Source organism: Archangium sp. Cb G35 (assembly GCF_001896145.1).
GTDB classification, from domain to species: Bacteria; Myxococcota; Myxococcia; order Myxococcales; family Myxococcaceae; genus Archangium; species Archangium violaceum.
In genome coordinates, this window is record NZ_MPOI01000013.1 from 77,628 (window position 1) to 103,472 (window position 25,845).

Here is a 25,845-nt window from a genome sequence, read left to right on the forward strand (position 1 = left end):
CACCACGGGAGCTGTCCGCATGACCTGGAATCGCCTCTCCTGGGCCCCCCTGCTCGTCTGCGCCGTCACGCTTCTGGGTTGTCCATCGCCCACACCCGGCACGCCGGACGCCTCCACTCCCGACGCCTCCACTCCCGACGCCAGCGACGAGTGGGATGGGGGTTACGTCCCGCTCGAGGAGACGGGCAATCCATGGCCGGACCCGGGCTCCCTGTCGTCCTGCACCTTCACCACCGCCGACTACGGCGGCCCCTGCAACGACTTCAGCGTCTTCGACCTCTCGGCGTGCGACAAGGACTCGCTCGCGAACGCGGGCACGGATGGCCAGTACATGCTGACCACCCGCTCCGTGGACGAGCCCCCCTCCCTCTTCACCGCGAGCCTCGTGCTCAGGAGTGACGGCGGCACCCAGTACCTCAACGCCGAGCCCATCACCCAGGAGGAGCGGGACGGGAACGCGCGCTTCTACGCGTCCAGGCGCACCTTCCCGGATGGGGGCTGGTTCGGCACGCTACTCGCCACCTGCGAGGCTCCCCAGGCGCCCGCCTTCACCGGCTGCACTGCCTTCTGCCGCAACGGGAGACTCCTCGTGATGGAGACCTTCAAGGCCGAGCGGCTGAAGTGGCACGCCGGTGAGTCCGAGTCCTCGGCCATGGAGCTCGTCTCCGAGAGCCACGTGGACACGGGCTACCCGTCGGACATCTACGTCACCAAGGGCCACGCCTATGTGGTGTCCACCATCAGCCTGGGCAAGGAAGGAGGCCTCACCGTCTTCGACGTGAGCAACAAGGCCGCGCCCGTGAAGGTGAAGACGGTCCAGATACCGGGAGACACCTACTGGAACGGCGTGTGGGCCAAGGGCGACGCGCTCTACGTGGCCAGCTCCACCAAGGGCGTGAACGTCTTCGACATCAGCAACCCGGCGGACCCGAAGCTCATCCGCAACCTGCCTGGCGGCAGCACCGCCATCAACGTCCACACCGTCTTCGTCGACGGCAACCGGCTCTACGCCGCGTCGTCCTCGGGCGTGCTGCTCTTCGACGTCACCACGCCCCTGGAGCCCAGGGAGCTCAACCGCTACGCGCCCCACAGCGGGCTGCCGCACGACATGTTCGCCAGGGGGGACCGGCTCTACGTCAACTACGCCAACCGCGGATTCATGGTGGTGGACGCGAGCAACCCGGATGACCTGCGCACGCTCGGCAAGTACACGTACCCCATGCAGTACAGCCACCACAACGCGGTGGGCACCTTCGCCGGCCGCACCATCGCCTTCGAGGGCGGCGAGGGCCCCAGCGAGCACCTGCGCGTGCTCGACATCACCGACCCGGCGAACATCGTGAAGATCGGCTCGTTCCAGCTCCGCCCCGAGATCTCCATCCACAACATGCTGCTGGTGGGCAAGAAGCTCTACGTCGCCTGGTACCAGGAGGGCGTGCGCGTGCTGGACGTCTCCAACCCCACGCGGCCCACCCAGGTGGCGTACTACAACACCTGGCGCGAGAGCGACCCGGGCCGGGGGGCCTACTTCGACGGCGCCATGGGCATCCGCGTGCCCGGTGATGGGTTCATCTACCTGGTGGACACCTGGCGCGGACTGCTCATCCTGCGCGAGCCGTGAGCCAACAGAAGGCGCGGGAGGCGGCTTGACACTTGCCGGATGAAGCCCTGGTTTGCATCGGGCAAATGCCTCCCGGAAGCATGGCGCGTCTCTTCTCGATACGGAGCCGCGCGCCATGAATTGGACCCACTCCCGCCGGACGATCCTTCTCGCCAGTGCCCTCACCCTCCTCGGCTGCCCATCCTCGGGCCCCACGGACCCTCCGGACGCGTCCACCGGAGAGCCCGACGCTTCCACCGCCTACGAGTGGGATGGGAGCTACGTTCCGCTCAAGGAGACGGGCAACTGGAGCGACCCGGGCCGCCTCTCGGCCTGCACCTTCGTTCCCAGCAATGGCGCCTGCGACCTGAGCACGTTCGACCTCTCGGCGTGCAACACGGACTCGCTCGTGAACGCGGGCACCGGGGGCCAGTACATGCTGACCGCCCGGGATGAGGACCCGGCCGGCGGCTACCTCGCCACCAACGTCATGCAGTTCAACTTCCCCAACGATGGGGGAACCCCGAACCTCGGTAGCCTGCACCTGACCGAGCAACGGGAGGGCAACGTCCGCCTGTACACGAACCACACCGCCTTCGCGGATGGGGGCACGCGCCGCTCGGCGCTCGTCACCTGTGAGGCGCCCCAGGCGCCCGAATTCACCGGCTGCTACGCCTTCTGCCGCAACGGCAAGCTCCTCGCCGCGTCCACCGTCAAGTCCGACCGGGTGGCCTGGCGCGCCGGGGAGAGCGAGGCCTCGGGCCTGGAGCTCGTCTCCGAGAGCTACGTGGACATCGGCTACCCGGCGGACATCTACGTCACCAAGGGCCACGCCTATGTCGTCTCCGTCACCATGGTGACCTCGAAGCCCGGCGGCCTCACCGTCTTCGACGTGAGCAACAAGGCCGCGCCCGTGAAGGTGAAGACGGTCCAGATACCGGGAGACACCTACTGGAACGGCGTGTGGGCCAAGGGGGACGCGCTCTACGTGGCCAGCGCCAACAAGGGCGTGAACGTCTTCGACATCAGCGACCCGGCGGACCCGAAGCTCATCCGCAACCTGCCTGGCGGAAGCAGTGCCATCAACGTCCACACCGTCTTCGTCGAGGGCAACCGGCTCTACGCCGCGTCGAACTCGGGCGTGCTGCTCTTCGATGTCACCAGGCCCCTGGAGCCCGTGGAGCTCAACCGCTACGCGCCCTTCCCCGGGCAGCCGCACGACATGTTCGCCGTGGGGGACCAGCTCTACGTCAACTACGCCTTCCGCGGCTACATGGTGGTGGACGCGAGCAACCCGAATGACCTGCGCACACTCGGCTCGTTCACGTACCCCTGGCAATACAGCCACCACAACGCGGTGGGCACCTTCGCCGGCCGCACCCTCGCCTTCGAGGGTGGCGAGGGCCCCGGCGAGCACCTGCGCGTGCTCGACATCACGGACCCCGCGAACATCGTGAAGATCGGCTCGTTCCGGCTCCGCGCCCCCATCTCCATCCACAACATGCTGCTGGTGGGCAAGAAGCTCTACGTCGCCTGGTACCAGGAAGGGGTGCGCGTGCTGGACGTCTCCAACCCCACGCAACCCACCCAGGTGGCGTACTACAACACCTGGCGCGAGAGCGACCCGGGCCGGGGGGCCTACTTCGACGGCGCCATGGGCATCCGCGTGCCCGGTGATGGGTTCATCTACGTGGTGGACACCTCGCGCGGGCTGCTGCTGCTGCGCGAGAAGTGAGCCAACAGAAGGCGAGGGGGAAAGCTTGACACTTGCCGGATGAAGCCCTGGTTTGCATGGGGCAAATGCCTCCCGGAAGCATGGCGCGTCTCTTCTCGATACGGAGCCGCGCGCCATGAATTGGACCCACTCCCGCCGGACGATCCTTCTCGCCAGTGCCCTCACCCTCCTCGGCTGCCCGCCGCCCTCGGGCCCCACGGACCCTCCGGACGCGTCCACCGGAGGGCCCGACGCTTCCACCGGCTACGAGTGGGATGGGAGCTACGTTCCGCTCGAGGAGACGGGCAACTGGAGCGGCCTGGGCCGCCTCTCGGCCTGCACCTTCGTTCCCGGCAATGGCGCCTGCGACCTGAGCACGTTCGACCTCTCGGCGTGCGACACGGACTCGCTCGTGAACGCGGGCACCGAGGGCCATTACCTGCTGACCTCCCGCGATGAGGGCCCGGCCGCGGGCGACCCCCCTTTCATCAACGCCATCCCGTTCAAACTCCCCACCGATGGTGGAACCCCCCTCCTCGGCAACCTGCCCATGACCGAGGAGCGGGAGGGCAACGTCCGCCTGTACTCGAACCACGTCTCCCTCGCGGATGGGGGCACGCGCCGCACGGCGCTCGTCACCTGTGAGTCGCCCCAGGCGCCCGAGTTCACCGGCTGCTACGCCTTCTGCCGCAACGGCAGGCTCGTCTCCACGTCCACCGTCAAGTCCGACCGGCTGACCTGGCGCGCCGGGGAGAGCGAGGCCTCGGGCCTGGAGCTCGTCTCCGAGAGCCGCGTGGACATCGGCTACCCGGTGGACATCTACGTCACCAAGGGCCACGCCTATGTCGTCTCCGTCACCATGGTGGCCTCGAAGCCCGGCGGCCTCACCGTCTTCGACGTGAGCAACAAGGCCGCGCCCGTGAAGGTGAAGACGATCCAACTGCCGGGCGACAACTACTGGAATGGCGTGTGGGCCAAGGGGGACGCGCTCTACGTGGCCAGTTCGACCAAGGGCGTGAACGTCTTCGACATCAGCAACCCGGCGGACCCGCGGTTCGTGCTCAGCGCGCCCGGCGACAGACTCTACACGCACACCGTCTTCGTCGACGGCAACCGGCTCTACGCCACGGCCAACTCGAGCATCGCCCTCTTCGACATCACCACGCCGCTGGCGCCCGTGGAGCTCAACCGCTACGCGACCCACCTGCCGTACTACCCGCACGACGTGTTCGCCATCGGGGACCGGCTCTACGTGAACTACGCGGACATGGGCTACGAGATCGTCGACGTGAGCAACCCGAATGACCTGCGCACGCTCGGCAACTTCAGCTACCCCTGGCAGTACAGCCACCACAACGCGGTGGGCACCTTCGCGGGCCGCACCATCTCCTTCATGGGGGGCGAGGGCGCCGGCGAGCACCTGCGGGTGCTCGACATCACGGACCCGGCGAACATCGTGAAGATTGGCTCGTTCCAGCTCCGGGCCCCCATCTCCATCCACAACATGCTGCTGGTGGGCAAGAAGCTCTACGTCGCCTGGTACCAGGAAGGGGTGCGCGTGCTGGACGTCTCCAACCCCACGCAACCCACCCAGGTGGCGTACTACAACACGTGGCGCGAGAGCGACCCGGGCCGGGGGGACTACTTCGATGGTGCCATGGGCATCCGCATCCCCGGCGATGGCTACATCTACGTGGTGGACACCTCGCGCGGGCTGATGGTGCTGCGCGAGAAGTGAGCCCTCGGGGTAGACTCCGGGGCCATGCAACACCCGATGCGCCTCGGCCGGCTCCTCCCGCTCGTCCTCCTGATGGGCCCCACCCTCTCCGGGTGCCTCAGCGAGCGCGAGAAGACCGTCCGGCGCCTGCTGGAAACGCGCGAGTGCGAGGGGTGCGATCTCACGGACGCCTCGCTGGAGGGAGCGGACCTCGAGGGCGCTCGCCTCAAGGGGGCGAAGCTGTCGGGGGCGAAGCTGGCTCGCGCGCGCCTGCGCAATGCCGACCTCACCGGCGCCTTTCTCGAAAGCACGGATGCACGGCAGGCGGACCTGCGCGGGGTTCGGCTCGAAGATACCCGGTTGGGGCACACACAGTTCCAGGGGGCCAACCTGGAAGGGGTTGATCTGCGCAACACCCTCTTCCAGGAGTCCGCCAACTTCGAGGGAGCCAACCTGCGCGGCATCAACCTGGAGGAGAGTGGCCTGACCGGTCCGGACGGGCCTTATCGCCGCTCGCAGAAGAGGTATCTCTACGACGTCCCCGCCGGAGGCGCGCTTCTCATGCGCGCGGACCTCACCGGAGCGAAGCTCCGGTTCTCGGTCCTGGCGAAGTGCAACCTCGAAGGAGCCATCCTCCGAGGCGCCGATCTGCGCGACGCCAATCTGGAACAGGCCAACCTGGACGGAGCGGACCTCACGGAGGCGCGGCTGTCCGGCGCCACCTGGACCGACTACAGCAAGTGTGGCAAGGGCTCCGTGGGGCAGTGCCTTCCCACCCGCCCCCGGTGAGCGGCACGCCTCCTCTCTCGCGGGCTGCTGCTGCGCGAGAAGTGAGCCCTCGGGGTAGACTCCGAGCCATGCGACACCCGATGCGCCTCGGACGGCTCCTCCCCCTCGTCCTCCTGCTGGGCCCCACCCTCTCCGGGTGCCTCAGCGAGCGCGAGAAGACCGTCCGGCGCCTGCTGGAGACACGCGAGTGCGAGGGGTGCGATCTCACGGACGCCTCGCTGGAAGGAGCGAACCTCGAGGGCGCTCGCCTCAAGGGGGCAAGACTGTTGGGCGCGAAGCTGTCCCGCGCGAGCCTACGCAACGCCGACCTCACAGCCGCCGGCCTGGAGGGAGCAGATGCGAGGCAAGCGGACCTGCGCGGGGCTCGGCTCGACGATACCCGGTTGTGGAGCACACAGTTCCAGGGAGCCAACCTGGAAGGGGTGGATCTGCGCAACGCCGTCACCCGCGAGTCCGCCAACTTCGAGGGGGCCAACCTGCGCGGCATCAACCTGGAGGACAGTAGCCTGCACGGGCCGGACGGGCCCTACCGCCGCTCCGAGAAGAGGTATCTCTACGACGTCCCCGCCGGAGGCGCGCTTCTCATGCGCGCGGACCTTTCGGGAGCCAACCTGCGAGCCGCCACGCTGGCGAATTGCAACTTCGAGGGAGCCATCCTCCGAGGCGCCGATCTGCGCGACGCCAACCTGGAGTTGTCCAACCTGGACGGGGCGGACCTCACGGAGGCGCGGCTGTCGGGCGCCACCTGGACTGACTACAGCAAGTGCGCGAAGGGCTCCGTGGGGCGGTGCATTCCCACCCGCCCCCGGTGAGCCGCACGCCTCCTCTCAGCGTCCCGCCCGCGGCAAGGTATCGAACTGGCCCTCCAGGGCTGCCTTCACCTTCGGATACAAGTCCTTTCGGCTGGTGGAGTGCGCCTTGATGGCGAAGTAGGGAATGCTGCCCACGAGAGGCTCGCCCTCCTCCTGCTTCAACCGGGGGTCATTCACCTGCATCGGCCCACAGTCGCGCTCCTTGAAGATGAGCGCATAGCTCTCCAGCATCTGCACGAACCGCAGCACCAGCTTGTCCTGATCCGTCTGGGTTCCCAGCTTCGACTTCACCCAGGCCTGGCTGCGCAACATCCCCTCGTACCAGTCCACCGCGCTCGCCCATTTCGACACCGCGGTCCTCAGTGGCTCCATCTGGGCGATGAGCGTGAAGAGCAGATCCATCACCGCGTGTTGGGAGAGGGACTCCGTCAAGCGATCCTCGATGCCCTCCAGCCGCGAGATGAACTTGTTGAAGGCGGCATCCTTGCCCAGGCCGAAGAACGTGTCCTTTTCCGTAATGGGCAGATCCACGATGCGGGCCGCGAACGGCGTCCCCCGGAGCTGGGCGGCGGGGGTGGTCTCCGTGTTGTCGAACTCATGGACCTGATCCTTGAGCAACTCATACACGAGATCCCACAGCGGCCCCCTCAGACTGGCGCGATCCACCGAGAGGAACTGGACCAGCGGCAGGAGGAAGGCGGTGACGTGCAGGTCCTCGAAGAAACCTTGATGCGGGAACTTGCCGCTCTTGCGGCGGGCCTGGAAGGCCTTCTCCGTCTTGTCCAGCCCGTGCTCGATCTGGTCCAACCGGAAGCGGAACTTCGAGGCGAGCGTGTTGCTCATCACCTGGCGATGCTTCGTCAGCTTCGCGTCCAGTTCCTTGGGAACCGGGTAGTCGATGCCCTGGTTGAACCTGTCGATGATCTCCCGCGCCTTGTCGAACACGGCGTGGACCTGCTTCAAGGTGGCGAGCACTCCGTCGTAGAGCTTCTTGCCCTCTTCCGCGTCCATCAGCACCTTGGGGTCGGGCACGTACCACTTGCGTCCGGTGAGCTGAACATCCACGGACAGCATGGCGCTCTGGAGGAGCCCCGTGTCGAACTTCACCTCGGCGATGCGCTCCATGAGCTCGGAGGCGCGGACCTGCTTGAGCACATCATTGAGAGGGAAGAGAGAGAAGTCGGCGATGACACGCTGGGTCAGGTCGTACTTGCAGTAGACATTGAGGATGCGGCATTCCTTGTGGAAGGCGCCGGTGTCCACCGGGTGCAGCCGCTTGAAGAACGGCGTGGACAGATAGGTGATGCTGCGAATCTTCCACTTCTTGGGCCACTGCTTGGAGGTGGCCGCCCGGTGGGTGAACTCGTTGATGACGTTGCCGCCGTGGGAGTGGCCGATGAGGTGGATGGACACCTCGCTGTGGAGGTAGCCCTGGTAGTAGGCCTTCTCTCCATTGGCTCCACACAACCGGTCCGCGAGGTAGGCCCCGGCGATGCGCCGGTTGGTGGGCGAGTTATCGCCGGTCCACCCATGGGCGACGAAGAGGTGCAGGTTGCGGTACTTCTTCTGGAGTTTCTCCAGTTCCTCGCGGAGCGGCTTGTTGAGCCCCCAGTACCAGTCCGGATCGTTGTCCTTCTTCGGATCCGGGGGCGGCGGAACCTTGGGATTGCGGTAGCTGGCGGAGCGGGCCTTGGGATCGCTGTTGATCGGATCCACGGTGCCGCCCACCATGACCACGATGTTGATGACATCCCGGGCGGTCTGCTTCGAGGGCACGGGTGCGACGCGCCCAGCCGTCTGAGACGAAAGATTCGGGGCCATGGAGGGTCTCCTTCCTGGACAGCCCCATCACGATCCCCCACCCGGGCACACGGCGACAAGGGACGCACCAACGCACCTTCCCCGACAGGGCCAAGGGCAAGACGCTCCAGGTATGCCGGGTGCTATCACCCGGTCAGTAGGATTCGCAGGTGCCACCGTGTAGCTCCTGGAGCGGTGTCCCGGCCCGGTGCAGACAGGGACCTCGGGCCTCGTGCGGGTGCGGAGGCCAGCGAGGAGCACGCGTGGACGAGGGGAAGAAGTCCGAGTCGAGTGGGGAGGAGCTGGAGCAGATGGGGCCGTACCAGCTCCACGAGCAGGTGGATCAGGACGCGCACGGCCTGGGTGGGCTCTACCGGGCCACGCACGAGACGAGCGGGGCGAAGGCCCTGGTGCTCGTGCCCTCCACCGGGGACGAGACGGCACCGCTGAAGGACTGGCGGGTGCGGTGCACCTCCTCGGCCTCACCGGGCTACGTGGCCCTGGAGGTGGAGGACTCGCGCTGGGCCACCGCTCCCGACAGGTATTCCGCGGAGGCGCTGGTGTCCCTGTTCGAGGAAGTGCGCGACGCAGTGGGACTCATGTCCCGGGCCCTCCCCGAGGACAAGGAGCCAGTCCCCGTGTGGCGCCGGGGACTGGCACTGGCGGGAGCCGCCGCGGTGGGCGCCCTGGCCTTCGCCCTGCTCCACCTGGCATCCGTATCCCCGCCACCCGACAGCTCGGAGCCCTGGGCGAGCACCCCGTCCGCGTCCATCCCACAGGAGGTACCAACGGACATCGAGCCTTTCCCCACGAGCGGTTCCATCTGGAACACCGAGCAGGATGGGGGCGTGCTCGCCCGTCCTCTTCCGCAAAAGCCCTACAAAGGGCAGCGGCGCCCGCCCTGCAAGCCCCGCATCGAGGTGGAGCTCATCGGCGCCTGCTGGGTGCCGCACGAGCTGAAGGCACCATGCCCGGAAGACCTCTACGAGCACCAGGGCAGGTGCTTCACGGCCTCCATGGCGTCCCCACCGATGCCGCGCTCGCTCGAGCAGTGAACGAATTCAGGGGTGGGTGTATCCGCCTCCCGGGCGCATTCTTCATGAACTTGTCCAACTGTTGGACAAGTCTGGCAACACCACACGTTGTCCAACTCCGAGCCCGACATGCCCACCCTGACCCTGCTGTGCCTCGCCCTGCTGACCGCCACGCTCGCGACGGGAACTCCCGCCACGCACACGGCCGCCGTGAACGCCGTGCTCGACGACTGGCACAAGGCCGCCGCCCAGGCGGACGAGGCCCGCTACTTCGGCTACTTCACCCCCGACGCCGTCTACCTCGGCACGGACGGCACCGAGCGCTGGACGCGCGATGAGTTCCGCGCCTGGGCGAAGCCCTACTTCTCCAAGGGCAAGGCCTGGAGCTTCACCGCCGTGTCGCGCCACGTGAGCTTCTCGAAGGACGGCGCGGTGGCCTGGTTCGACGAGGCGCTCTCCACGCCCAACATGGGCCCGGCGCGCGGCTCGGGCGTGCTCGTGAAGGATGGGAGCACCTGGAAGATCGCCCAGTACAACCTCTCGATTCCCATTCCCAACGACCTGATGGACGACTTCAAGAACCGCATCGAGGCCCACGAGAAGAAGCGCACGGAGAAGAAGGGCAAGTAGCCGCGCACGTGTCCGGACGATTCGCGCGGAGACGGTTTCCATCCGCGTGGACGGTGCCCGGACCGTGATTCCCTCTCCAGTGGCATTGGCCCGGCTCGTGCTCAGAGCCGAGGGCCATGTCCGGACCTCACGACCGCTTCATCCGCTACGTGCTGGAGCACCCCGAGCGGGCGGCGGCCTTGCTGCACACGCTGCTGCCCCCGGGGTTCGCCGCCCGGGTGGACTGGTCCACCCTGCGAAGTCAGTCGCCCACCATCGTGGACACCGCCATCCGGGAGAGCCGGAGTGACCTGCTCTTCTCGGTCCGGCTGCGCGGCGGCTCGCGGCGAGCCTTCATCCTCGTCGAGCACCAATCCCGCGTGGACGTCGCGAAGACGCAAACCAGAAAAACCTCATCCGCTTCTCGCTCCACCGCCGGGTCTTCAAGCGCGCCAGGCGCCCATCTTCTTCGCGCGTAGCCAATCGGCCAGGCAGCCTCTGCTCTCAGCGACAGGGGTCCCCAAGCGAGTTGGATGGGCAAGCGTGTTTGGAAGGTGAAGTGGAATGCGCGTCCAGCCCCGGACGGCGAGGAGCGGCTGAGCAGGGCCATCAAGTTGCTGCTGGAAGCAGCCCGCGGCGCCTCATCGGCAAGCGCGATAGGCCCCGGGGCCGCACCATGCGGCCAGGAGGCAAGGGGCGTGGAGCACGCCCAGGAGGTGGGTCATGACGCAGAGGACGGCGCTGTATGCGCGCGTGTCGACGACGCGCCAGCAGGAGGACAGGACGGTAGCCTCGCAAGTGGCGGTTCTGGAGAAGGCCGCTGAGAGCATGGGGGTGCTGGTGCCCGCCGAGCATCACTACGTGGACGAGGGCTACAGCGGCTCACGCCTGGACAGGCCCGGCCTGGATGCACTGCGGGACGCAGCCGCTGACGGCCTGCTCGACCTGGTGCTGGTGTGTGCTCCGGACAGACTGGCACGCAACTACGTCCACCAGCAGATTCTCCTGGAGGAGTTGGGCAAGCGAGGTGTGCAGGTGCATTTCCTGGAGAGGCCCATCAGCGACAACCCCGAGGACCTGCTGCTGGTGCAGATGCAGGGCGTGATTGCCGAGTACGAGCGCACCAAGATTCTGGAGCGCACCCGCCGCGGGCGCCTGCACAAGGTCAGAAACGGGCAGATGCTGCCCTTCAACATTGCGCCGTATGGCTATCGGCTGGTGCACACGTCCCAACTGCCTCAGGGAGTCATTGTCCAGGACGAGGTGGAGGCGGCGAATGTGCAGCAGATGTATCAGTGGGTGCTGGAGGAAGACCTGAGTGCGCGCCAGGTCGCCAAACGCCTCAATGCCCAAGGCATCCGCCCACGCAAGGCGCGCCTGTGGTGCCAGTCGACGGTGTACAAGACGCTCACCAATCCGGCCTACGCGGGCCTGGCGACCTACGGCAGACGCGAGCCAGTGGAGCCCACACGGCCCCGTCACCCGGGGGCGTACCGCAAGACCTACAGGAGTAGCAGCCGGGCTCGTCCCAAGGCGCAGTGGCTGCAGGTGCCGGTCCCCGCCCTGGTGGAGCCGGCGCAACAGGCCCAGGTGCTCGAGCGTCTGTCGCACCACAAGCTGCTCAGCCCGCGCAATGTCCGCCATGAGTACCTGCTGCGCACCCTGGTGGTGTGTGGCCAGTGCGGTTGGAAGATGGCCTGCATCCGCCAGACCCGCGGCAGCCTCCCCTACGAATACTTCTACTACGCATGCTGGCGAAAATCGCCGACGGACACGGGCCGCCCCGAGCGCTGCCCCGCCAGACGCGTCCGAGCCCTGGAACTGGATGCGGTGGTGTGGAAGGCGCTGTGCGAGTGGCTAAAGCAGCCCCAGATGCTGCAGAAGGAGGTAGAGACCTGGCAGCTGAGCCAGCAGAACGCTCAGGCTGCACATCAGGAGACTGCGCGGCTGGAGGGGGCGTGCCGACACCTGCAGGGACAGATAGACCGTCTCGTCGATGCCTACCAACAGGGCGCCATTGAGGTAGACGAGCTCAAGGACCGACGCCAGCGGCTGGAAGCCTCCCTTCAGGCGACTCGTGCTCGAGCCATGGCCCTGCAGGCGCAGCATGCCGATGAGGCGCGCTTGAAGAAGCTGGGGGCCGACATCGCGGCTTTCGCGGCATCCATCCGCGATGGCCTGGAGACGCTCGCCTGCCCGCCCCTGGTGAGACTCGCACTGGTGTTGCTGCGCTTGCCCAGCACCCGGGAGTTGAACAAGCGCCTGATGCAGCAGGTAGACCTGTTCAGGGAAGTCCACGCTTCGCCAGAGGGAGAACGGGAACTGGAGGCAGTCGTTTACTACCTTCGGGAACGTGGGACGAAGGCGACTGGAAAAGTCACCCGGCGGTGTTAGCTTGTTTGATGCGGGAACAGCGAGTGGAGGAACTGATGTGGACGGAGGGTCAGCGGCTCCGGGCGGAGGGACGCATGGAGGGACGGCGGGAAAACCAAGCTAAAGCTGTGATTCGGCTCCTCACCCTTCGCGGTCTGCGTGTGGACAAGCAGTCCCGCCAACGCATCCTGAAATGCAGGAGCATGATCACGCTCAACCGCTGGTTCGAGCGAGCTCTGCAAGCCAACAGCATCTCGGACGTGCTGGAGGCGTGACTCAGAACCAGTGGGCGGAGGAACCGATGTGGACGGAGGGTCAGCGGCTCCGGGCGGAGGGACGGCGGGAAGAACTGGCGGAGGTGGTGCTTCGACTCCTCGCTCTTCGCGGGCTGCGTGTGGATAAGCAGTCCCGCCAACGCATCCTGAAATGCAGGAGCATGGCCACGCTCAACCGCTGGTTCGAGCGGGCCCTGCTCGCCAAGAGCCTCTCAGACGTGCTGGAGACGTGACTCAGAAGTCGTCCACCGGATCCGGGTAGACCTCTTCCTCGTCCTCCTCCTCCACGGGCGCACGCGCGGCCCGGCCGCGGCCCGGCGAGGGCTCCAGCGGCGCCGCGTCCGGCGCCACCACGTACCACTGCCGGCCCTGCTGCACCCGCTTGAGCACCCCCTCGTGCTCCAGCGCCGACAGCAGCTTGGTGAACGAGGAGAAGCCGTGGTCGCGCTCGTCGAAGTCCGGCTCCTTGCGCACCAGCGCCTCCTTGATGAGAGACGGATTGAGCGTCCCCGTCGTCCTCGCCAGCAGCCGCTGCACCACCTCCACCACGCTCTCCGGCACCTCGGTCTTCGAGCCCTCGGCCTTGCCCTTGTGCCCGTGCGCCTGATCCTTCCCCTGCCGCTCCCCGTGCCCCTTGCCGTGCTTGCCGCCCCGCCCCTTCCCGGCCTCCTCGTGCTCCTGGGCGCGCTTCTCCTTGTCCTTCTCCGCGCGCGTGCGTGGCCGCAGGTAGATGAACTCGTCACACGCCTTCACGAAGAGGGGGCTCGTCGCCTCCTTCACCGCGAGCCCGATGAGCTGCTTGCCATTCTCGCGCAGCTTGTACGCCAGCGGGCAGAAGTCGCTGTCTCCCGAGGCGATGGCGAACGTGTCGATGTGCTCGCGCGCGTAGCACAGCTCCAACGCGTCGATGACCAGGCGCATGTCCGCCCCGTTCTTCCCCGAGCGCGTCGAGGGCGGCACGTCGATGAGCTCGACGCCGAACTCGTGCAGGTTGCCCTTGGCCTCCTTGAAGCGTGACCAGTCGCAGTAGGCCCGGCGGAACACCACCTTGCCCCGCTCCAGCAGCCGGTCCATCGCCGGTTGCAGATCGAAGTTGCCGGCGGTGAACCCGGTGTTCGTCACCAGGTTCTCGAAGTCGAGGAACAGCGCGATGCGGTGCTGATTGTTGTCCAAGAAGCCCTCACGGATGGGTGCCATCCTCCTCTACTCCCAACCCGGGACGGCCTCGCGAGCATCCATGACCCGCGCCCCCGGGTCCATCATTCAAATGCGCTCCCGGGCGTTCCCCGCGGGAACTCAGGGCTTCGCCGGGCCCCCGAGCAACCGGCCCACTTCCGTGAGCAGCCGGTCGATGGTGAAGGGCTTGCGCAGGAAGGCGGTGGGCTTGCACTCCAGGGGCAGGCTCGAGCGGGGCACGGCACTCATCAGGAGCACGGGAATGTCCCGGGCCGCCTCGTCGCGCTGAAGGGCCAGGAGCACCTCGCGCCCATCCATCACCGGCATCATGTAGTCGAGCAGGATGAGGTCCGGCCGTTTCTCCGCCATGCGCTCCAGGGCCACCCTGCCGTTGGGCGCGACGAGCACGTGGAAGCCTTCCTCGCTCAACAAGTCGTTGAGCGCTTCCGTGATGCCTACCTCATCGTCCACCACGAGGAGGGTCCTCACGGCTACCGGCTCCGCTTCTTGAGCAGGCCCTTCTTGCGCCTGGGCGGGGTGAGCGGCTTCGCATCCCCCGAGAGGACTGAGTGGGCGCCCTGGAAGGTGTCGGCCAGCTCGATGCCCCGGGACGTGATGCGGTACTCCTGGAGGGAGGAGTCGTAGTCGCTGTCGCGCATCTTCACCACGGACAGCATCCGGTGCAGCTTCGAGTGCAGCTCCACGAAGCGCAGGAAGAAGATGTTCTCCACGAGGCTGGAGATGCCGCTGATGGGCAGCCGCACCTCCTGGCTGTACATCTCCTGCAGCTCGCTGGTGTAGAGGGTGGTGACGCCCATCACCCGCAGCTCGTTGTTCAACGCGGCGAGGAAGTGGCTGATGCGCTCGGGGTGGGCCGCCGACTGCCGGAAACCATCCACTCCGTCGACGAAGAGCCGTTTCACCCCCCGCTCACGGACCGCCTCGAGGAGCTTGTTGCCGAGCGAGTCGAGGATGCGCTCGGTGGGCGGATGCCACAGCATGTCGAAGATGCCCTGCTTCTGCTTCTTGTCCAGGTCGAGCCCCAACGCCCGGGCCTTGAGGAGCAGGCGCGGCGGCGTCTCGTAGAAGCCGAAGAGGAGGCCGGGCTCCGCCTTGCTGCACTCATCGAGGAAGTGCAGCCCGAACGTCGTCTTGCCGGCTCCGGTGGGGCCGAAGAGGACGCTGGTGGAGGCGCACGGAAGGCCTGCGTGGAGCATCTTGTCCAGCTGGGCAATGCCCGTGGAGACCCGGTTCGCCTTGCAGGGGTCCTCGCGAGAGGGATCCTGCAGGAGTGCCTCGATGCGCGGGAACACGGCGATGCCATCATCGGTGATTTGAAAGGCGTGGCCGCCGCGCAGGTAGCTGCTGCCCCGGAATTTCTTCACCTCCAGCTCGCGCTCCGCCCGCCGGCCCCACCGGTTGTCCGTCAGCTCGATGACGCCGTCCACCATGGTGTGCTCGGGCCCCACCGGCTCCTCGCCGGAGCTGGTGAGCACCAGGATGGTGCAGCCAACGAGGTTGGCGTGGATTTGAAGCTCGTGGATGAACTTCTTGAAGTCCCGCTTCGACTGGGCGCTCTCCTCCACCGTCACCAGGCCGTCCACCACGAGCAGGGTGGCCTTGCGCGCCCGGGCCTCGCGCCGGAGCACCTCGATGAGGCCCTTGAGGCCGCCCTGCTCGAGCGTGGCGAAGGCGCTCAGGTACGAAATCTGCTCGGGGATGCGGGAGGTGTCGAAGAAGGTGAGCGGCTCGAGGTTGAAGAGCAGGCGCTCGTGGGTCTCCGCCAGCAGCGTGGCGTAGAGGACGCGGCCGCCCAGGGAGGCATGGTGGAAGCACATCTGGTTGGTGAGGATCGTCTTCCCCGCGCCCGGACGGCCCTGGAGCATGTACACGCCCCGGCGCAGGAGACCGCCATGCAGGACGGTGTCCAGGCCGGGCACCCCCGTGGGAATCCTGTCTTGAGGCCGCTCCGTGTTCGACTCGCTCATCTCGCCCTTGCTCCTTCCAGGCCAGCTACCGTCCATACCATGGGCGTCCCGACGCAGGACCCCGGCTTCACACACCCGGGCTCCAGCTACCACAAGGCCGTGTCCATCTGTCGGGCGACGTACAGAGTGCGCGAGGAGGAGATGCTCAGCGCCCCAGCGCGTCGCAGAAACGCTCCAGCCGCGCGAGCGCGTCGGGCATGTTCGTCCGGCCCAGGCCGAGCCGGAAGTGGTTGCCCGGAAAGTCGTACACGTCGCCGGGCAGAAGCAGCACGCCCTCGGTCTCCACCAGGCGCTGGCAGAAGCCGGCCACCGGCATGTCCTTCAACAACTTCGGGAACGCCACGCTTCCCGAGGCCGGGCGCACCCAGCGGAAGGTGTCCGCGCGCCGGGCGAAGAAGTCATCCAGCACCGCGAGGTTGCGCGAGAGGAGCTCGCGGCTCCGGGCCAGCACGCGCTCCCTCGCCCGGAGCGCGATGAGGGCGAGCACCTCGCTCGGGGCGGCGTTGCAGAGGGTGGTGTAGTCCTTGTAGGCCGCGCAGCGCTCCAGCAGGGCGGTGTCCCGGCTCGCCAGCCAGCCCACGCGCAGCCCCGCCAGCCCGAAGGCCTTGGACATGACGCCCAGGCTCACGCCGCGCGCCGACAGCTCCGCCGCCGCGGGCAGGGTGTCCTTCGGGTCATACTCCAGCAGCCGGTACACCTCGTCCGACAGCACGTGGATGCCGCGCTCCCCGGCGAGGTCGAAGAGGCCCTTCCACGCCGCCGCGCCGGGGAGGGCTCCGGTCGGGTTGTGCGGGAAGTTGACCACCAGCAGCTTCGTGTGGGGCCGCAGCTCGCGCTTCAGCGCCTCCAGGTCCAGCGTCCAGCCGTCCTCCTCGCGCAGCCGCAGCAACGACACCTCGGCGCCCGTGGCTCGCGCCACCTCGTACAGCGACTGGTAGCCCGGCCACGTCACCACCGCGTGGTCTCCCGGCCCCAGCAGCACGTTCGTCAGGACGAAGATGGCCTCCTGCGCCCCGCCGAACGTCAGCACGTGCCGCGGCTCCAGGCCGGGGTACATGCGGGCAATCTCCTCGCGCAGCGCCGGCAGGCCGGTGGACTCGGTGTAGCCCAGCGACAACCGCTCCCAGCGCTCGCGCCCGTCCTCGTCCGCCAACGCGAGCAGCTCGCTCATCCGCCAGCCCTCGATGTCCGAGGAGCACAGCAGGTAGGGCGCGTTGAACTCCCACTTCGCGAAGTACCGCTCGAGCTTGAAATCCGGAATCCGCATGGCACCTCCGCTGGAACCTACCGCCGTCAGCCCTCGCTCCGCACCGAGCCCAGCAGCCTCTCGAAGAACGCCGCCTTCTCCTCCCGGTACGCGTCCATCGGCCTGCCTTCCCACCTCGCCTTCAGCGCGTCGTACTCCGCCAGCCGCTCCGCGTCCGCGCGCAACAGGTCCCTCGCCCGTGAAAAGAAGTCGTGGCTCCCTCCCATCGCCGTGAGCTGGATTCCCAACGGCACCTCCAACGTCTCGTCCTGAAAGCTCGCGAATCCGGACGTGCGCTCACTCCCCTCGTTCCTCGCGTACGCTTCCGCCAGCAACGCCTCCGCTTCCGCGAAGCGCCCGGGTGGCACCCGCACCTGGATGTCCAGGTCTCCCTTCGTCCTCGCTCCCGGAATCGCCGTGCTCCCCACGTGCTGGATGTCCGCGTACGGCAACAGCGATGACAGCCGCGCGTGGTGTCCGCGAAAAGCTTCTTCAGCTCGCTCGCGAACTTCTTCGTAGGAGTGAAATCGTACGTTTCCCATCAGTCGCCCTTTGTCTCACCGGGACGACATCCCCCTCAAGTAGACTCATCCTCCGCTGGGGGGGCTTCACGCATGCCGGACAACAATGAGAGGACACGCGTCGCCGCGCTCGGCGAATTGCTGCCGCGCCTGTCTCCACTCGATGCGCATGACGCGTTCATCTCCGCTCATGACCGGCTGAGAGGACTGGCCTACATCGCCCGGCGTCCGGCGGTGCTCGCCGTGGCCGTGGACAGCCACGCACGCGTCATCGAGGCCGTCATCGTCGAGTCCGGCCACTCGCTCGTCATCGGCCGGCACACCGGATGCGGGCTCCGGCTCACGTCCAGCGACGTGTCCCTGCGCCACCTCGTGTTGCACGCGCAGTCCGACGCTCCCGGCACCGCCCCCGTCATCCGGCTGTGGGACCTCAACACCGAACAGCCCTTCCTCACCGAGGACGGTCAACCCAACGTGGCCGTGAGCGCCCAGGGGCTGCTCTACGCCTCCGTGGGCGAGTACGCGCTCCTCTTCCTCCCCACCCGCGGCCCCTCCGAGCCGCCCTGGCCCGAGCGCGCCGAGCAGGCCTGGCATGCGCTCCCCCCGCGACAATTCATCGACCGGCGAAGCCCCGGAGCCCCCCGCCTCCGCCACGCCCGGAGCCAGATGGCCGAGGAGCGCGGCGACTACACGAACATCGTCCGCCTGGGCCCGCTGCGGCTGCTGCTCGCCGAACACGAGGGCCCCGGAGCCGCCTGGGGCGAGCTGCGGCTCGAGAGCGAGAACAAGAAGGAGCGGCACCGTGTCTCCCTCGAGCGTCTGGAGCAGGGCGTGCTGCTGGGCCGCTACGAGCGCTGCGGCATCCTGCTCGCGGGGCTCGGGCAGATCTCCCGCGTGCACCTGCTCCTCGTCCAGGTGGGCGCGCGCCTGCTGGCCATCGACACCGCCAGCACCAATGGCACCTGGCGCGGCGCCTCGCACATCGAGACGACGCCACTGGAGGACTCCGACTCACTCGAGCTGGGCGATGAGCTCCTGCTCCACTGGTGCCGGCTGCACGCATAGCCGCGCGCTCCCGGCGGCGGCTGGCCCGGCGCTGGAGGCGGGCGAGCATCTTGGGCAGGGAGGACTCCTCACGGGCACCCGGGACGGGCACCTCCTGGCAGGACCCCGAGCCGTAGGCCATACTCCGAAGTCCCCCTTTCAACAGCAAGGAGCCCCTCATGCGTCTGTCGAAACTGTTCGCCGCCGCCTGCCTGTCGCTGACCCTCGCCGCCTGTGGTGGAACCGAGTCCGCCGACGAGGTCCTGCCGTCCGAGGACCTCTCCAGCGTCGAGCAGCACGTGGAACCCGTGCCCCATTGTCTCCCGGGTGAGCAGACCATCTACTGGGAGGAGTACGGGACCTGCGGCGAGTGCATCGTGTTGCGCAAGGCGGGCATGCGGGTCCGCGAGTACGCGGCCTGCTCCGGCAACATCGCCGGCACGAAGTCCCTCATCGGCAACTCGTGCCGGACGCCGTGTGATCCGCTCTAGTCTCAGAGCACCTGCTGGAACGCGCTCGCCAGCTTCGCTCGCGGAACCGCGCCGACAATCTGGCCCACCACCCTGCCCTTCTTGAAGAAGAGCAGGGTGGGCATCGAGCGGATACCGTACTCCTGCGCCGTCACCAGGTTGTCGTCCACGTCGAGCCGCGTCACCTTCACCCGGCCCTTGAACTCGGAGGCGAGCGACTCCAGCGCCGGCTTCATGGCGCGGCACGGTCCGCACCACTGCGCCGTGAAGTCCACCAGCACCGGCTCCTCCGCCTCCAACACCTCGCGGCGGAAGTCCGGGTCCCTCAGGTCGATGATGTCCGTGGTCATGGCGTGTCCCTCTCGGGCGGGTGCGTCCTGGCCTCCATGGCCCTCGCCCCACCTCTCACGGAAAGACTTAACGGCGACGGCCCGGGCCGACGAGAGCCCGCCACGCAATGGATTGTTCCGCGAAGAGCCCCTCCGGGCCCGGTCTTCCACAACTTGTCCAACTGTTGGACAAGTTCAGGAAGAACGCGCCCGGGAGGCTGACCTCGAAGCGCCCGGTGGTGCGGCGCTCGCCTCCCACGGAAGCGCGGCGCGGCGCTCGGAGAGCATGTCCAGGAAGGCGCGCACCTTGGGCGGTAGCTGCCGGCTGCTCGGGTAGACGGCGTAGAGGGGCTGGCCCGGCGGCGTCACCGCCTCCAGCACCGGGACGAGCACGCCCGCGCGCACGTCGTCCGCGACGAGCACCGTGGGCAGGCGCACCAGTCCGAGTCCCGCTCGCGCCGCCGCATGTCCGGCGCGCACGCTCGGCACCTGCAACCGCCCGCTCACCGGCACCGTGTGCGCGCCTCGAGGGCCCGTGAAGAACCACACCTCGTCCGTGCCCGGCTCGGCGATCAGCACGCACTCGTGGCCCTCGAGTGCCTCCGGCGATTGGGGCGTGCCACGCCGGCTGAGGTAGGCCGGGCTCGCGTAATACCCGGTGCGCACGTGCCCGAGCTGCTTGGCCACCATGGACGAGTCCATCAGCGGCCCCGTGCGCAACGCCAGGTCGTACTCCTCGGCGATGAGGTCCACGTGCGCCTGGGCGAGCGACAACTGCACGCGCACCTGCGGGTGGCGCAGGAGGAACTCAGAGAGCACCGGGGTGAGCAGCTCGCCCAGCAGCGAGAACGTGGCCACCCGCAGCGTGCCCCGGGGTGTGCCCCGTGACTCGCTGACGGCTTGGTTCACCGCCCGCGCCTCCGCGACGAGCCGTGCGCAGTGGGCATGGTACTCGCGCCCTGATTCCGTGAGCCGCAGCCGCCGCGTGTTGCGCTCGAGCAGTCGCGTCCCCAGCCGCTCCTCCAGCGCCGCCAGTCTGCGGCTCACCGTCGACTTGCGCAGCCCCAGCCGCGCCGCCGCCGCGGTGATGCCTCCCGCGCTCACCACCTCGGCGAACACGAGCATGTCATCCAGCAACGGAGGGGTCGGGGACACGGGGCGCCAGCCTATGCCCCCTCCACGCGGGTTCAACCCCGCTCACGCCGTCTCGGGGTTTGGCGCCAGGCCGATCAGGGGGGATAGCAACCTTCCTCCGGTCCGTCCGATAATTCCCGAGCGGCGAGAATTTCCCCACCGCCGCGCCCTTCCGGAGCACGACCCCCCATGACGATCCGCACCACCAGCAGTGCCCCCCAGACCGCTTCCACGTCGAGCAAGTCGACGACCGACGCGGCGCAGCAGGCCGCGCAGCGAGCGGCGGAGGCGGCCCGGCAGGCGGCGGCGGAGGCCCTGCGCGCGGCCCGGGAAGCGGCGGCCGCGGCCCGGCAGGCCCGCTCGGAGCTCCAGGCCCAGTCCTTCTCCCAGGCGAAGCAGCCGGCGGGGCAGAACAACGTCCAGGGCTCGAAGCTGGAGCAGAAGGTCCTCGTGGCCGAGACGCAGGCCCGGGAGCTCGGCAAGGCCGCGCAGAAGGCCATCCAGCACGCCAATGACACCGCTCGCGACGCCGGCAGGCCGCTGCCCTTCGCCGGCCCCGCTCGCAATACGGCCACGGGCATCGCGGACACCTATTCCGCCGACACCCAGGGGAAGGCGTCGCCCTTCGGCCCGCTGGACGGGAGCACCACCCTCGCCCGCTTCGCCAACGAGCCGCTCGGCGTGCAGGACGCGGGCGGTCCCCAGCAGACCGCCGCGACCGACTCCACCCGCTCCACCACCGCCGCCGAGGCCACCCGCGCCGCGAGCTCTCCCGAGGAGGCCCACCAGAACCTGGTCAACGCCCAGGAGGCCTACGACGAGGCCCAGAAGAGGACCGAGGAGCTCAACGCGCAGCTCAACTCGGAGCTGGCCAAGCTCGGACCGGGGCTCACCGAGGAGCAGAAGCAGCAGTACGTCGCGGAGTTCCGCGAGCGCTACCCCGACGAGTACGCCGCCGAGGCCGCCGCCGCCCGCGAGCTGAACACCGCCCTCAACGATCCGAAGCTGATGGAGGCCGCCCGCGGCAACCCGGACATCGCCGAGGAGTGCGTCGAGGCCGCGACGGACCTGGCGGGCTCGCCCGAGGCCAAGGGAGCGCTCGAGTGGGCCGCCAAGGCGCAGGATCCGAACGGGCCGGCGGGCACCGCCTTCGCGGGCCTCGAGGAGAAGATCAACGACGACGTCATCCCGACGGCCATCTCCACCGTGGCCGGCCAGCTGCTCACCGAGCATGACGGTGATGTCGAGGCCGCGCTGGCGGCGCTGACGGAGATCACCGAGCCGCTCGTCCCGCTCGGCAAGGGCGGCGCGGCCATCAAGACGGGCATCGAGACCATCAAGAACGCGATCGCCTCGGGCAATCCGGCGCCGCTGCGCCAGCTGGCGGAGAGCAGCAAGATTGGCGCCGCGCTGGCGGGCGCGGGCGTCGTCTTCGGACTGGCGAGCGCGGTGACCGACGCCCAGCGGGGCGAGTGGGGCGACGTCGTCAAGGACCTGGCCGGCGCGGGCCGGAGCGGCGCGCAGCTGGCGGCCTACGTCATGCGCACGCTCGGCGAGTCCGGCCGGGTGGCCGCGGCGACGGGCGAGAAGGCGGCGGCGTTCCTCGGGCGGCTGGCCCCGGCGTTCGGCGTGGTGGCCAACGCGGTCATCCTCGCGGACCACTTCATGGACTTCGTGGATGACCCGACCGTGGGCGGCGGCATCCGGGCCTTCGGTGACGCCATCGCCGTGGTGGGCGCGGGCCTGGGCACCGTACTCCCCGGCGTGGGGCACATCGTCGAGGGCGTGGGCCTGGTGCTCTCCGCCGTCGGCGAGCTGCTCGTCGGCAAGGAGGAGCAGGAGAGGCTCGACAACGAGTCCGAGGCCATCCTCCTGGAGATGGGCATGGACCCGGACGTGGCGAAGACGCTCGCCCACGGAGACAACCAGCCCCAGCAGCTCGCGGACGACCTGGGCCTGTCGCCCGAGCAGATCCAGGAGCTGGCGAAGAACCACCCGGATATTTTCGACGCCCCGGGCCTGGGCGGGGCGGTCATCGACGCGGCCAAGGCCTGCGGCATGGAGGGCGAGGACGCGGTGGAGTTCATCGACAAGCTGGCCGAGGACAACCCCAACTTCGCGTGGGACCTGCTGGGCGTGAAGCCGCTCCTCCAGGGCGATGGCACGAACCCGACGGCCACCGAGGACGGCTGGCGCGCCTTCGTGCAGAGCAACTTCCCGAGCGCCTACGCCCACGCGACGGAGAACGCGCCGGACGTCTTCGGGGAGGACGCGGAATCGCGCCTGCAGGCGGACCGCGACTACGAGCTGAACGCGGGCAGCACGGACCTGTGGAACACGTACGCGCGGCTGTGCGAGCAGCACAAGGACGACCCGGCCTACACCAGCCGGTTCATCGAGCGCATGAAGGAGGAGGGCACCCTGGACATCTTCGTCGAGTCCATCGCCCACTTCGGGCTCGACATGGACTACGAGGGCGCCAGGGCCGCCATCGACGCGGCCCTCGAGACCGGCGTGCTCACCGAGGAGGAGCTGCAGAACCATCTCGACGGCGAGTACGGCGACGCCTGGCGCGCCGTCATGGAGAGCTGAGACGGAGAGCCGAGACCGCGGCCCAGGACGCGCTACGCTCCGCTCCGGGCCCGGCCGGCGCTGCTCTTGACGGAGGCGACAGCCGCGCTCCCGGGCTTCGTGGAAGCGCTCGAGAAGGTCCTGACCCAGCCGAGATCCATCTGGTATTGGCCGAGCTTCTTGAGGGCCGCGACCATGTGGTCGATGCCGTGCTGGTACAGCACGTAGCCCGCCGCGTTGCTCACCTTGTTGCCCAGCTTGGAGGCCTCATTGATGGTGGTCTTCGCGACCAGGGAGCCCGGATTGATCGTCAACATGATGTAGTCGGCGGTGGTGATCGGCACCTGTTTGGCGGCCGAGGGTTTCCACCCCGAGACCTTGATGGACGCCACCCGGCCAATGGCCGGCCCGGTCGCCACGCTGACCAGGTCATCCGATGCGCGGATGTTCAGCATCTTGGAGGTATCCAGACTCTTGAGCAGTTTCTCCGCTTGCTGTCGGCTCAGGGCCTGTTGAACCACTTTGTGGGGGCCCGGGAAACCGGGATACATGCCCAGCGTGGCGTAATGCATCGGGATGATACCGGGGGAGGCAAGCATCGACGCGGGTGATGCGCCAGACTGCATGGAGAGGAGGACCCTCTTCATTCCGGGCGCGTTGAAGGTCACGACGGGCACGCCATGGACCGCCGCGACCAGGGACGCCAATCCCCCACCCAGCGAGTGCCCCGTCAGATAGACGGAGTGGCCCTTCAGCTGATTCTTGAGCGCCTTGAACATCCGCTCGGCGTGACCGAACTGTTCCGGAACGGAGCCAAGCGCCAGTTGCACATCGGAAACGAGATCCTTCGTTTGATCGGGATCCGTGCCGCGATAACTGATGACGATCTCCGCCCGCTTCGTGTGCTTGAAGTACTCCGCGTAGAAACCGTCCTTGGGGTTGCCGAGTCTGCCCAGCGCGGAAGTCCAACCTGGAACGGGTCTGGCGCCAGGGGAGTAGACGTTCTCGGAGAACTGGGCCAATTCATAGACACTCGCCATGTGTCACTCACCTTCCGCTTTGCGTGCGAGTGACATTGAACTCCAGCGGCCAGGCTTCTCGCAACAAGACGGCCCTCGATCTCCGGGCAGGGACACCTATTCATGCCATCAGTTTCCGGGAATTGATGGCATTGCGGGGGCGCATCCATCCCTGAACCCTCCCAGCTCGAGTTCGAGCCCGGTGGATGTCAGTCCATTCGCGTGGAAACGATGGGGTGCTGCGCCGCCGTCTCCCAGGGCACCTCCGGCCACCAGCGCTCGCGCGTGGGCGGAGCCTCGGGCTCGATGCTCTGGCCGGGCCGGGGAACCACGACGGCGTCCCCCGCCTGCGCCGCGGCCGTGAGCACGCGCTCGATGGGCTCGGTCCAGCCGTGGAGCGCGAGCGTGAAGAGGCCCCAGTGCACCGGCAGCAGGACGCGGCCCTGGACCATCCTGTGCGCGAGCACCGCCTGCTCGGGGCCGATGTGCCAGTCCGGCCATGCGCTGTGGTACTGGCCCACCTCGATCATCGTCACATCGAAGGGCCCCAGACGCGCGCCAATGTCCTTCATCGCGGGGAACAGTCCCGTGTCACCCGAGTAGTACGCGCGGTGCTTCGGGCCCAGCAGCGCGAAGCCCGCCCACAGCGTCGCGTCCTTGTCGAGCACCGTGCGCCCCGACGCGTGACGCGCGGGCGTGGCCACCACCTCCAGCTCGCGCACCCGCGTGCGCTCCCACCAGTCGAGCTCGACGATGCGCGACTCGGGCACGCCCCAGGAGGCCAGGTGCGCCCCCACGCCGAGCGGCACGATGAAGGTGGTGTTCCAGTCCTTCATCGCCACCAGGGTCGGGTAGTCGAGGTGGTCATAGTGGTCATGGGAGATGACCACCGCGTCGACGGGCGGCAGCTCCGCGAGCGCGATGGGCGGCTCGTACCAGCGTTTCGGGCCCACCCAGCTCAAGGGAGAGGCACGCTCGCTCCACACGGGGTCCGTGAGGATACGGTGGCCATCCAGCTCGATGAGCGCCGAGGAGTGGCCGAGCCACGTGACGCGCAGGCCCGTGGCGGGAGGCGTCTCGAAGCGGCGGCGATCTCCGGGCACCGTGGGCAACGGCTCCGAGGGGCCCGTGTAGGGGCTCGCGGCGAACATGGCCTTCGTCGAGCCCCACCAGTCGTTGTAGAGCGGCTGGGGGTTCTCGAAGTGGCCGTCCTGCCACTGCGCCGAGCGCTCCATCTTCGCGCGCCGCTCGCCCTGGGCCTTCTTCCCCAGCGCGGGCCATGCGTCGACGGCGATAGAGGTGAGCGCGGCCACGCCCAGCAGTCCCGTCCACCGCGCCACACGCGCCAGGGGCCCGCGCTTCTTGCTGCTCTTCATGGGTGCTCTCCGGCCCGGCCTCGCCGGGTATCCCCACACTAAGCCCCTTCAGGCATGTCCGTGAAGGAGCGCCCCTGTGCACAGCTGCTGCCAACGCGGCCATTTCCCCTCGCCCTCCGGGAGAGGGACGGGGTGAGGGTGCCACGCATCTTGGGTTGAACCCCCTGTCCCCACTTGGGGGCCACGGGTTTGAGAACAGGAACAGGCACCCTCACCCCGACCCTCTCCCGAGGGGAGAGGGGATATGC

General features: G+C 68.1%; 24 protein-coding genes. 14 read left to right on the forward strand and 10 right to left on the reverse strand.

Annotated features, from left to right (window positions below; translation table 11 throughout):
* The first annotated feature begins 19 nt into the window (after nucleotides 1–19).
* From BO221_RS35000 to BO221_RS35020, 5 genes are all read left to right on the forward strand, one after another.
* Entirely contained in the window at nucleotides 20–1,621 is a 1,602-nt protein-coding gene (locus tag BO221_RS35000) for an LVIVD repeat-containing protein (protein WP_073565215.1), read from the forward strand.
* Between the two features lie 115 nt (nucleotides 1,622–1,736).
* Nucleotides 1,737–3,335 carry an LVIVD repeat-containing protein gene (locus tag BO221_RS35005; RefSeq protein ID WP_073565216.1) on the forward strand — a complete coding sequence of 533 codons (1,599 nt, stop codon included), beginning with the start codon at nucleotides 1,737–1,739 and terminating at the stop codon, nucleotides 3,333–3,335.
* A 115-nt stretch (nucleotides 3,336–3,450) separates the two neighbouring features.
* Entirely contained in the window at nucleotides 3,451–5,052 is a 1,602-nt protein-coding gene (locus BO221_RS35010; protein ID WP_073565217.1) for an LVIVD repeat-containing protein, read from the forward strand.
* A 24-nt stretch (nucleotides 5,053–5,076) separates the two neighbouring features.
* Nucleotides 5,077–5,820, forward strand: coding sequence for a pentapeptide repeat-containing protein (locus BO221_RS35015; RefSeq protein WP_083681834.1), 744 nt, complete (start codon nucleotides 5,077–5,079; stop codon nucleotides 5,818–5,820).
* Between the two features lie 68 nt (nucleotides 5,821–5,888).
* Entirely contained in the window at nucleotides 5,889–6,632 is a 744-nt protein-coding gene (locus tag BO221_RS35020; protein ID WP_083681837.1) for a pentapeptide repeat-containing protein, read from the forward strand.
* A 15-nt stretch (nucleotides 6,633–6,647) separates the two neighbouring features.
* On the opposite strand, the gene BO221_RS35025 is transcribed toward BO221_RS35020, so the two are convergent.
* Nucleotides 6,648–8,453: a hypothetical protein gene (locus BO221_RS35025; protein WP_073565220.1), complete on the reverse strand. Its 1,806-nt coding sequence runs from the start codon at nucleotides 8,451–8,453 to the stop codon at nucleotides 6,648–6,650.
* Between the two features lie 242 nt (nucleotides 8,454–8,695).
* Here BO221_RS35025 and BO221_RS35030 point away from each other — a divergent pair, with 242 nt between their 5' ends.
* The 6 genes from BO221_RS35030 (at nucleotide 8,696) to BO221_RS35050 (ending at nucleotide 12,956) form a co-directional block, all read left to right on the forward strand.
* Nucleotides 8,696–9,487 (forward strand): hypothetical protein, encoded by a 792-nt coding sequence (locus BO221_RS35030; RefSeq protein ID WP_073565221.1) that lies wholly within the window; start codon nucleotides 8,696–8,698, stop codon nucleotides 9,485–9,487.
* Between the two features lie 108 nt (nucleotides 9,488–9,595).
* Nucleotides 9,596–10,096: a nuclear transport factor 2 family protein gene (locus tag BO221_RS35035; protein WP_073565507.1), complete on the forward strand. Its 501-nt coding sequence runs from the start codon at nucleotides 9,596–9,598 to the stop codon at nucleotides 10,094–10,096.
* 116 nt (nucleotides 10,097–10,212) lie between these two features.
* Nucleotides 10,213–10,554 (forward strand): Rpn family recombination-promoting nuclease/putative transposase, encoded by a 342-nt coding sequence (locus tag BO221_RS35040; RefSeq protein ID WP_073565222.1) that lies wholly within the window; start codon nucleotides 10,213–10,215, stop codon nucleotides 10,552–10,554.
* A 244-nt stretch (nucleotides 10,555–10,798) separates the two neighbouring features.
* Entirely contained in the window at nucleotides 10,799–12,469 is a 1,671-nt protein-coding gene (locus BO221_RS35045) for a recombinase family protein (RefSeq protein WP_073565223.1), read from the forward strand.
* A 23-nt stretch (nucleotides 12,470–12,492) separates the two neighbouring features.
* Nucleotides 12,493–12,723 (forward strand): hypothetical protein, encoded by a 231-nt coding sequence (locus BO221_RS54205; protein WP_143195868.1) that lies wholly within the window; start codon nucleotides 12,493–12,495, stop codon nucleotides 12,721–12,723.
* A gap of 26 nt (nucleotides 12,724–12,749) precedes the next feature.
* Nucleotides 12,750–12,956 (forward strand): hypothetical protein, encoded by a 207-nt coding sequence (locus BO221_RS35050; RefSeq protein ID WP_073565224.1) that lies wholly within the window; start codon nucleotides 12,750–12,752, stop codon nucleotides 12,954–12,956.
* Between the two features lies 1 nt (nucleotide 12,957).
* On the opposite strand, the gene BO221_RS35055 is transcribed toward BO221_RS35050, so the two are convergent.
* The 5 genes from BO221_RS35055 to BO221_RS35075 form a co-directional block, all read right to left on the reverse strand.
* Nucleotides 12,958–13,920 carry an NYN domain-containing protein gene (locus tag BO221_RS35055; RefSeq protein ID WP_073565225.1) on the reverse strand — a complete coding sequence of 321 codons (963 nt, stop codon included), beginning with the start codon at nucleotides 13,918–13,920 and terminating at the stop codon, nucleotides 12,958–12,960.
* A 99-nt stretch (nucleotides 13,921–14,019) separates the two neighbouring features.
* On the reverse strand, nucleotides 14,020–14,388 hold the full coding sequence (locus tag BO221_RS35060) for a response regulator (protein ID WP_073565226.1): 369 nt from the start codon (nucleotides 14,386–14,388) through the stop codon (nucleotides 14,020–14,022).
* A gap of 2 nt (nucleotides 14,389–14,390) precedes the next feature.
* Complete coding sequence (locus tag BO221_RS35065) at nucleotides 14,391–15,887, reverse strand: ATPase domain-containing protein (RefSeq protein ID WP_073565227.1); 1,497 nt, start codon at nucleotides 15,885–15,887, stop codon at nucleotides 14,391–14,393.
* A gap of 145 nt (nucleotides 15,888–16,032) precedes the next feature.
* Complete coding sequence (locus BO221_RS35070) at nucleotides 16,033–17,154, reverse strand: aminotransferase class I/II-fold pyridoxal phosphate-dependent enzyme (RefSeq protein ID WP_073565228.1); 1,122 nt, start codon at nucleotides 17,152–17,154, stop codon at nucleotides 16,033–16,035.
* Nucleotides 17,155–17,180: 26 nt separating this feature from the next.
* Entirely contained in the window at nucleotides 17,181–17,675 is a 495-nt protein-coding gene (locus tag BO221_RS35075; RefSeq protein ID WP_073565229.1) for a GrpB family protein, read from the reverse strand.
* A gap of 72 nt (nucleotides 17,676–17,747) precedes the next feature.
* On the opposite strand from BO221_RS35075, the gene BO221_RS35080 reads away from it, so the two are divergent.
* Nucleotides 17,748–18,719: an FHA domain-containing protein gene (locus BO221_RS35080; RefSeq protein WP_073565230.1), complete on the forward strand. Its 972-nt coding sequence runs from the start codon at nucleotides 17,748–17,750 to the stop codon at nucleotides 18,717–18,719.
* A gap of 158 nt (nucleotides 18,720–18,877) precedes the next feature.
* Nucleotides 18,878–19,189, forward strand: a complete 312-nt coding sequence (locus BO221_RS35085) for a hypothetical protein (protein ID WP_073565231.1) — start codon at nucleotides 18,878–18,880, stop codon at nucleotides 19,187–19,189.
* Nucleotides 19,190–19,191: 2 nt separating this feature from the next.
* Here the strand turns inward: BO221_RS35085 and trxA are convergent, their stop codons facing one another.
* Nucleotides 19,192–19,518: a thioredoxin gene (gene trxA / locus BO221_RS35090; protein WP_073565232.1), complete on the reverse strand. Its 327-nt coding sequence runs from the start codon at nucleotides 19,516–19,518 to the stop codon at nucleotides 19,192–19,194.
* 174 nt (nucleotides 19,519–19,692) lie between these two features.
* Nucleotides 19,693–20,652 carry a LysR family transcriptional regulator gene (locus BO221_RS35095; protein ID WP_143195869.1) on the reverse strand — a complete coding sequence of 320 codons (960 nt, stop codon included), beginning with the start codon at nucleotides 20,650–20,652 and terminating at the stop codon, nucleotides 19,693–19,695.
* 168 nt (nucleotides 20,653–20,820) lie between these two features.
* On the opposite strand from BO221_RS35095, the gene BO221_RS35100 reads away from it, so the two are divergent.
* A complete protein-coding gene (locus tag BO221_RS35100; protein ID WP_233166388.1) occupies nucleotides 20,821–23,223 on the forward strand; it encodes a hypothetical protein in 2,403 nt (800 codons plus the stop codon).
* A 32-nt stretch (nucleotides 23,224–23,255) separates the two neighbouring features.
* Here the strand turns inward: BO221_RS35100 and BO221_RS35105 are convergent, their stop codons facing one another.
* Together BO221_RS35105 and BO221_RS35110 are read right to left on the reverse strand one after the other, a co-directional pair.
* Nucleotides 23,256–24,242 (reverse strand): Mbeg1-like protein, encoded by a 987-nt coding sequence (locus tag BO221_RS35105; RefSeq protein ID WP_073565233.1) that lies wholly within the window; start codon nucleotides 24,240–24,242, stop codon nucleotides 23,256–23,258.
* Nucleotides 24,243–24,430: 188 nt separating this feature from the next.
* Nucleotides 24,431–25,597, reverse strand: a complete 1,167-nt coding sequence (locus BO221_RS35110) for an MBL fold metallo-hydrolase (protein ID WP_083681841.1) — start codon at nucleotides 25,595–25,597, stop codon at nucleotides 24,431–24,433.
* Nucleotides 25,598–25,845 lie beyond the last annotated feature (248 nt).

Excerpts from the sequence above, each read along its gene's own strand:
- BO221_RS35050 (WP_073565224.1), top strand. The coding sequence starts at position 12,750 with ATGTGGACGGAGGGTCAGCGGCTCCGGGCGGAGGGACGGCGGGAAGAA.
- BO221_RS35025 (WP_073565220.1), bottom strand. The coding sequence starts at position 8,453 with ATGGCCCCGAATCTTTCGTCTCAGACGGCTGGGCGCGTCGCACCCGTG.
- BO221_RS35080 (WP_073565230.1), top strand. The coding sequence starts at position 17,748 with ATGCCGGACAACAATGAGAGGACACGCGTCGCCGCGCTCGGCGAATTG.
- BO221_RS35010 (WP_073565217.1), top strand. The coding sequence starts at position 3,451 with ATGAATTGGACCCACTCCCGCCGGACGATCCTTCTCGCCAGTGCCCTC.
- BO221_RS35035 (WP_073565507.1), top strand. The coding sequence starts at position 9,596 with ATGCCCACCCTGACCCTGCTGTGCCTCGCCCTGCTGACCGCCACGCTC.
- BO221_RS35045 (WP_073565223.1), top strand. The coding sequence starts at position 10,799 with ATGACGCAGAGGACGGCGCTGTATGCGCGCGTGTCGACGACGCGCCAG.
- BO221_RS35015 (WP_083681834.1), top strand. The coding sequence starts at position 5,077 with ATGCAACACCCGATGCGCCTCGGCCGGCTCCTCCCGCTCGTCCTCCTG.
- BO221_RS35105 (WP_073565233.1), bottom strand. The coding sequence starts at position 24,242 with ATGGCGAGTGTCTATGAATTGGCCCAGTTCTCCGAGAACGTCTACTCC.
- BO221_RS35005 (WP_073565216.1), top strand. The coding sequence starts at position 1,737 with ATGAATTGGACCCACTCCCGCCGGACGATCCTTCTCGCCAGTGCCCTC.
- BO221_RS35070 (WP_073565228.1), bottom strand. The coding sequence starts at position 17,154 with ATGCGGATTCCGGATTTCAAGCTCGAGCGGTACTTCGCGAAGTGGGAG.
- BO221_RS35100 (WP_233166388.1), top strand. The coding sequence starts at position 20,821 with ATGACGATCCGCACCACCAGCAGTGCCCCCCAGACCGCTTCCACGTCG.
- BO221_RS35020 (WP_083681837.1), top strand. The coding sequence starts at position 5,889 with ATGCGACACCCGATGCGCCTCGGACGGCTCCTCCCCCTCGTCCTCCTG.
- BO221_RS35000 (WP_073565215.1), top strand. The coding sequence starts at position 20 with ATGACCTGGAATCGCCTCTCCTGGGCCCCCCTGCTCGTCTGCGCCGTC.
- BO221_RS35110 (WP_083681841.1), bottom strand. The coding sequence starts at position 25,597 with ATGAAGAGCAGCAAGAAGCGCGGGCCCCTGGCGCGTGTGGCGCGGTGG.
- BO221_RS35055 (WP_073565225.1), bottom strand. The coding sequence starts at position 13,920 with ATGGCACCCATCCGTGAGGGCTTCTTGGACAACAATCAGCACCGCATC.
- BO221_RS35075 (WP_073565229.1), bottom strand. The coding sequence starts at position 17,675 with ATGGGAAACGTACGATTTCACTCCTACGAAGAAGTTCGCGAGCGAGCT.
- BO221_RS35040 (WP_073565222.1), top strand. The coding sequence starts at position 10,213 with ATGTCCGGACCTCACGACCGCTTCATCCGCTACGTGCTGGAGCACCCC.
- BO221_RS35065 (WP_073565227.1), bottom strand. The coding sequence starts at position 15,887 with ATGAGCGAGTCGAACACGGAGCGGCCTCAAGACAGGATTCCCACGGGG.
- BO221_RS35085 (WP_073565231.1), top strand. The coding sequence starts at position 18,878 with ATGCGTCTGTCGAAACTGTTCGCCGCCGCCTGCCTGTCGCTGACCCTC.
- trxA (WP_073565232.1), bottom strand. The coding sequence starts at position 19,518 with ATGACCACGGACATCATCGACCTGAGGGACCCGGACTTCCGCCGCGAG.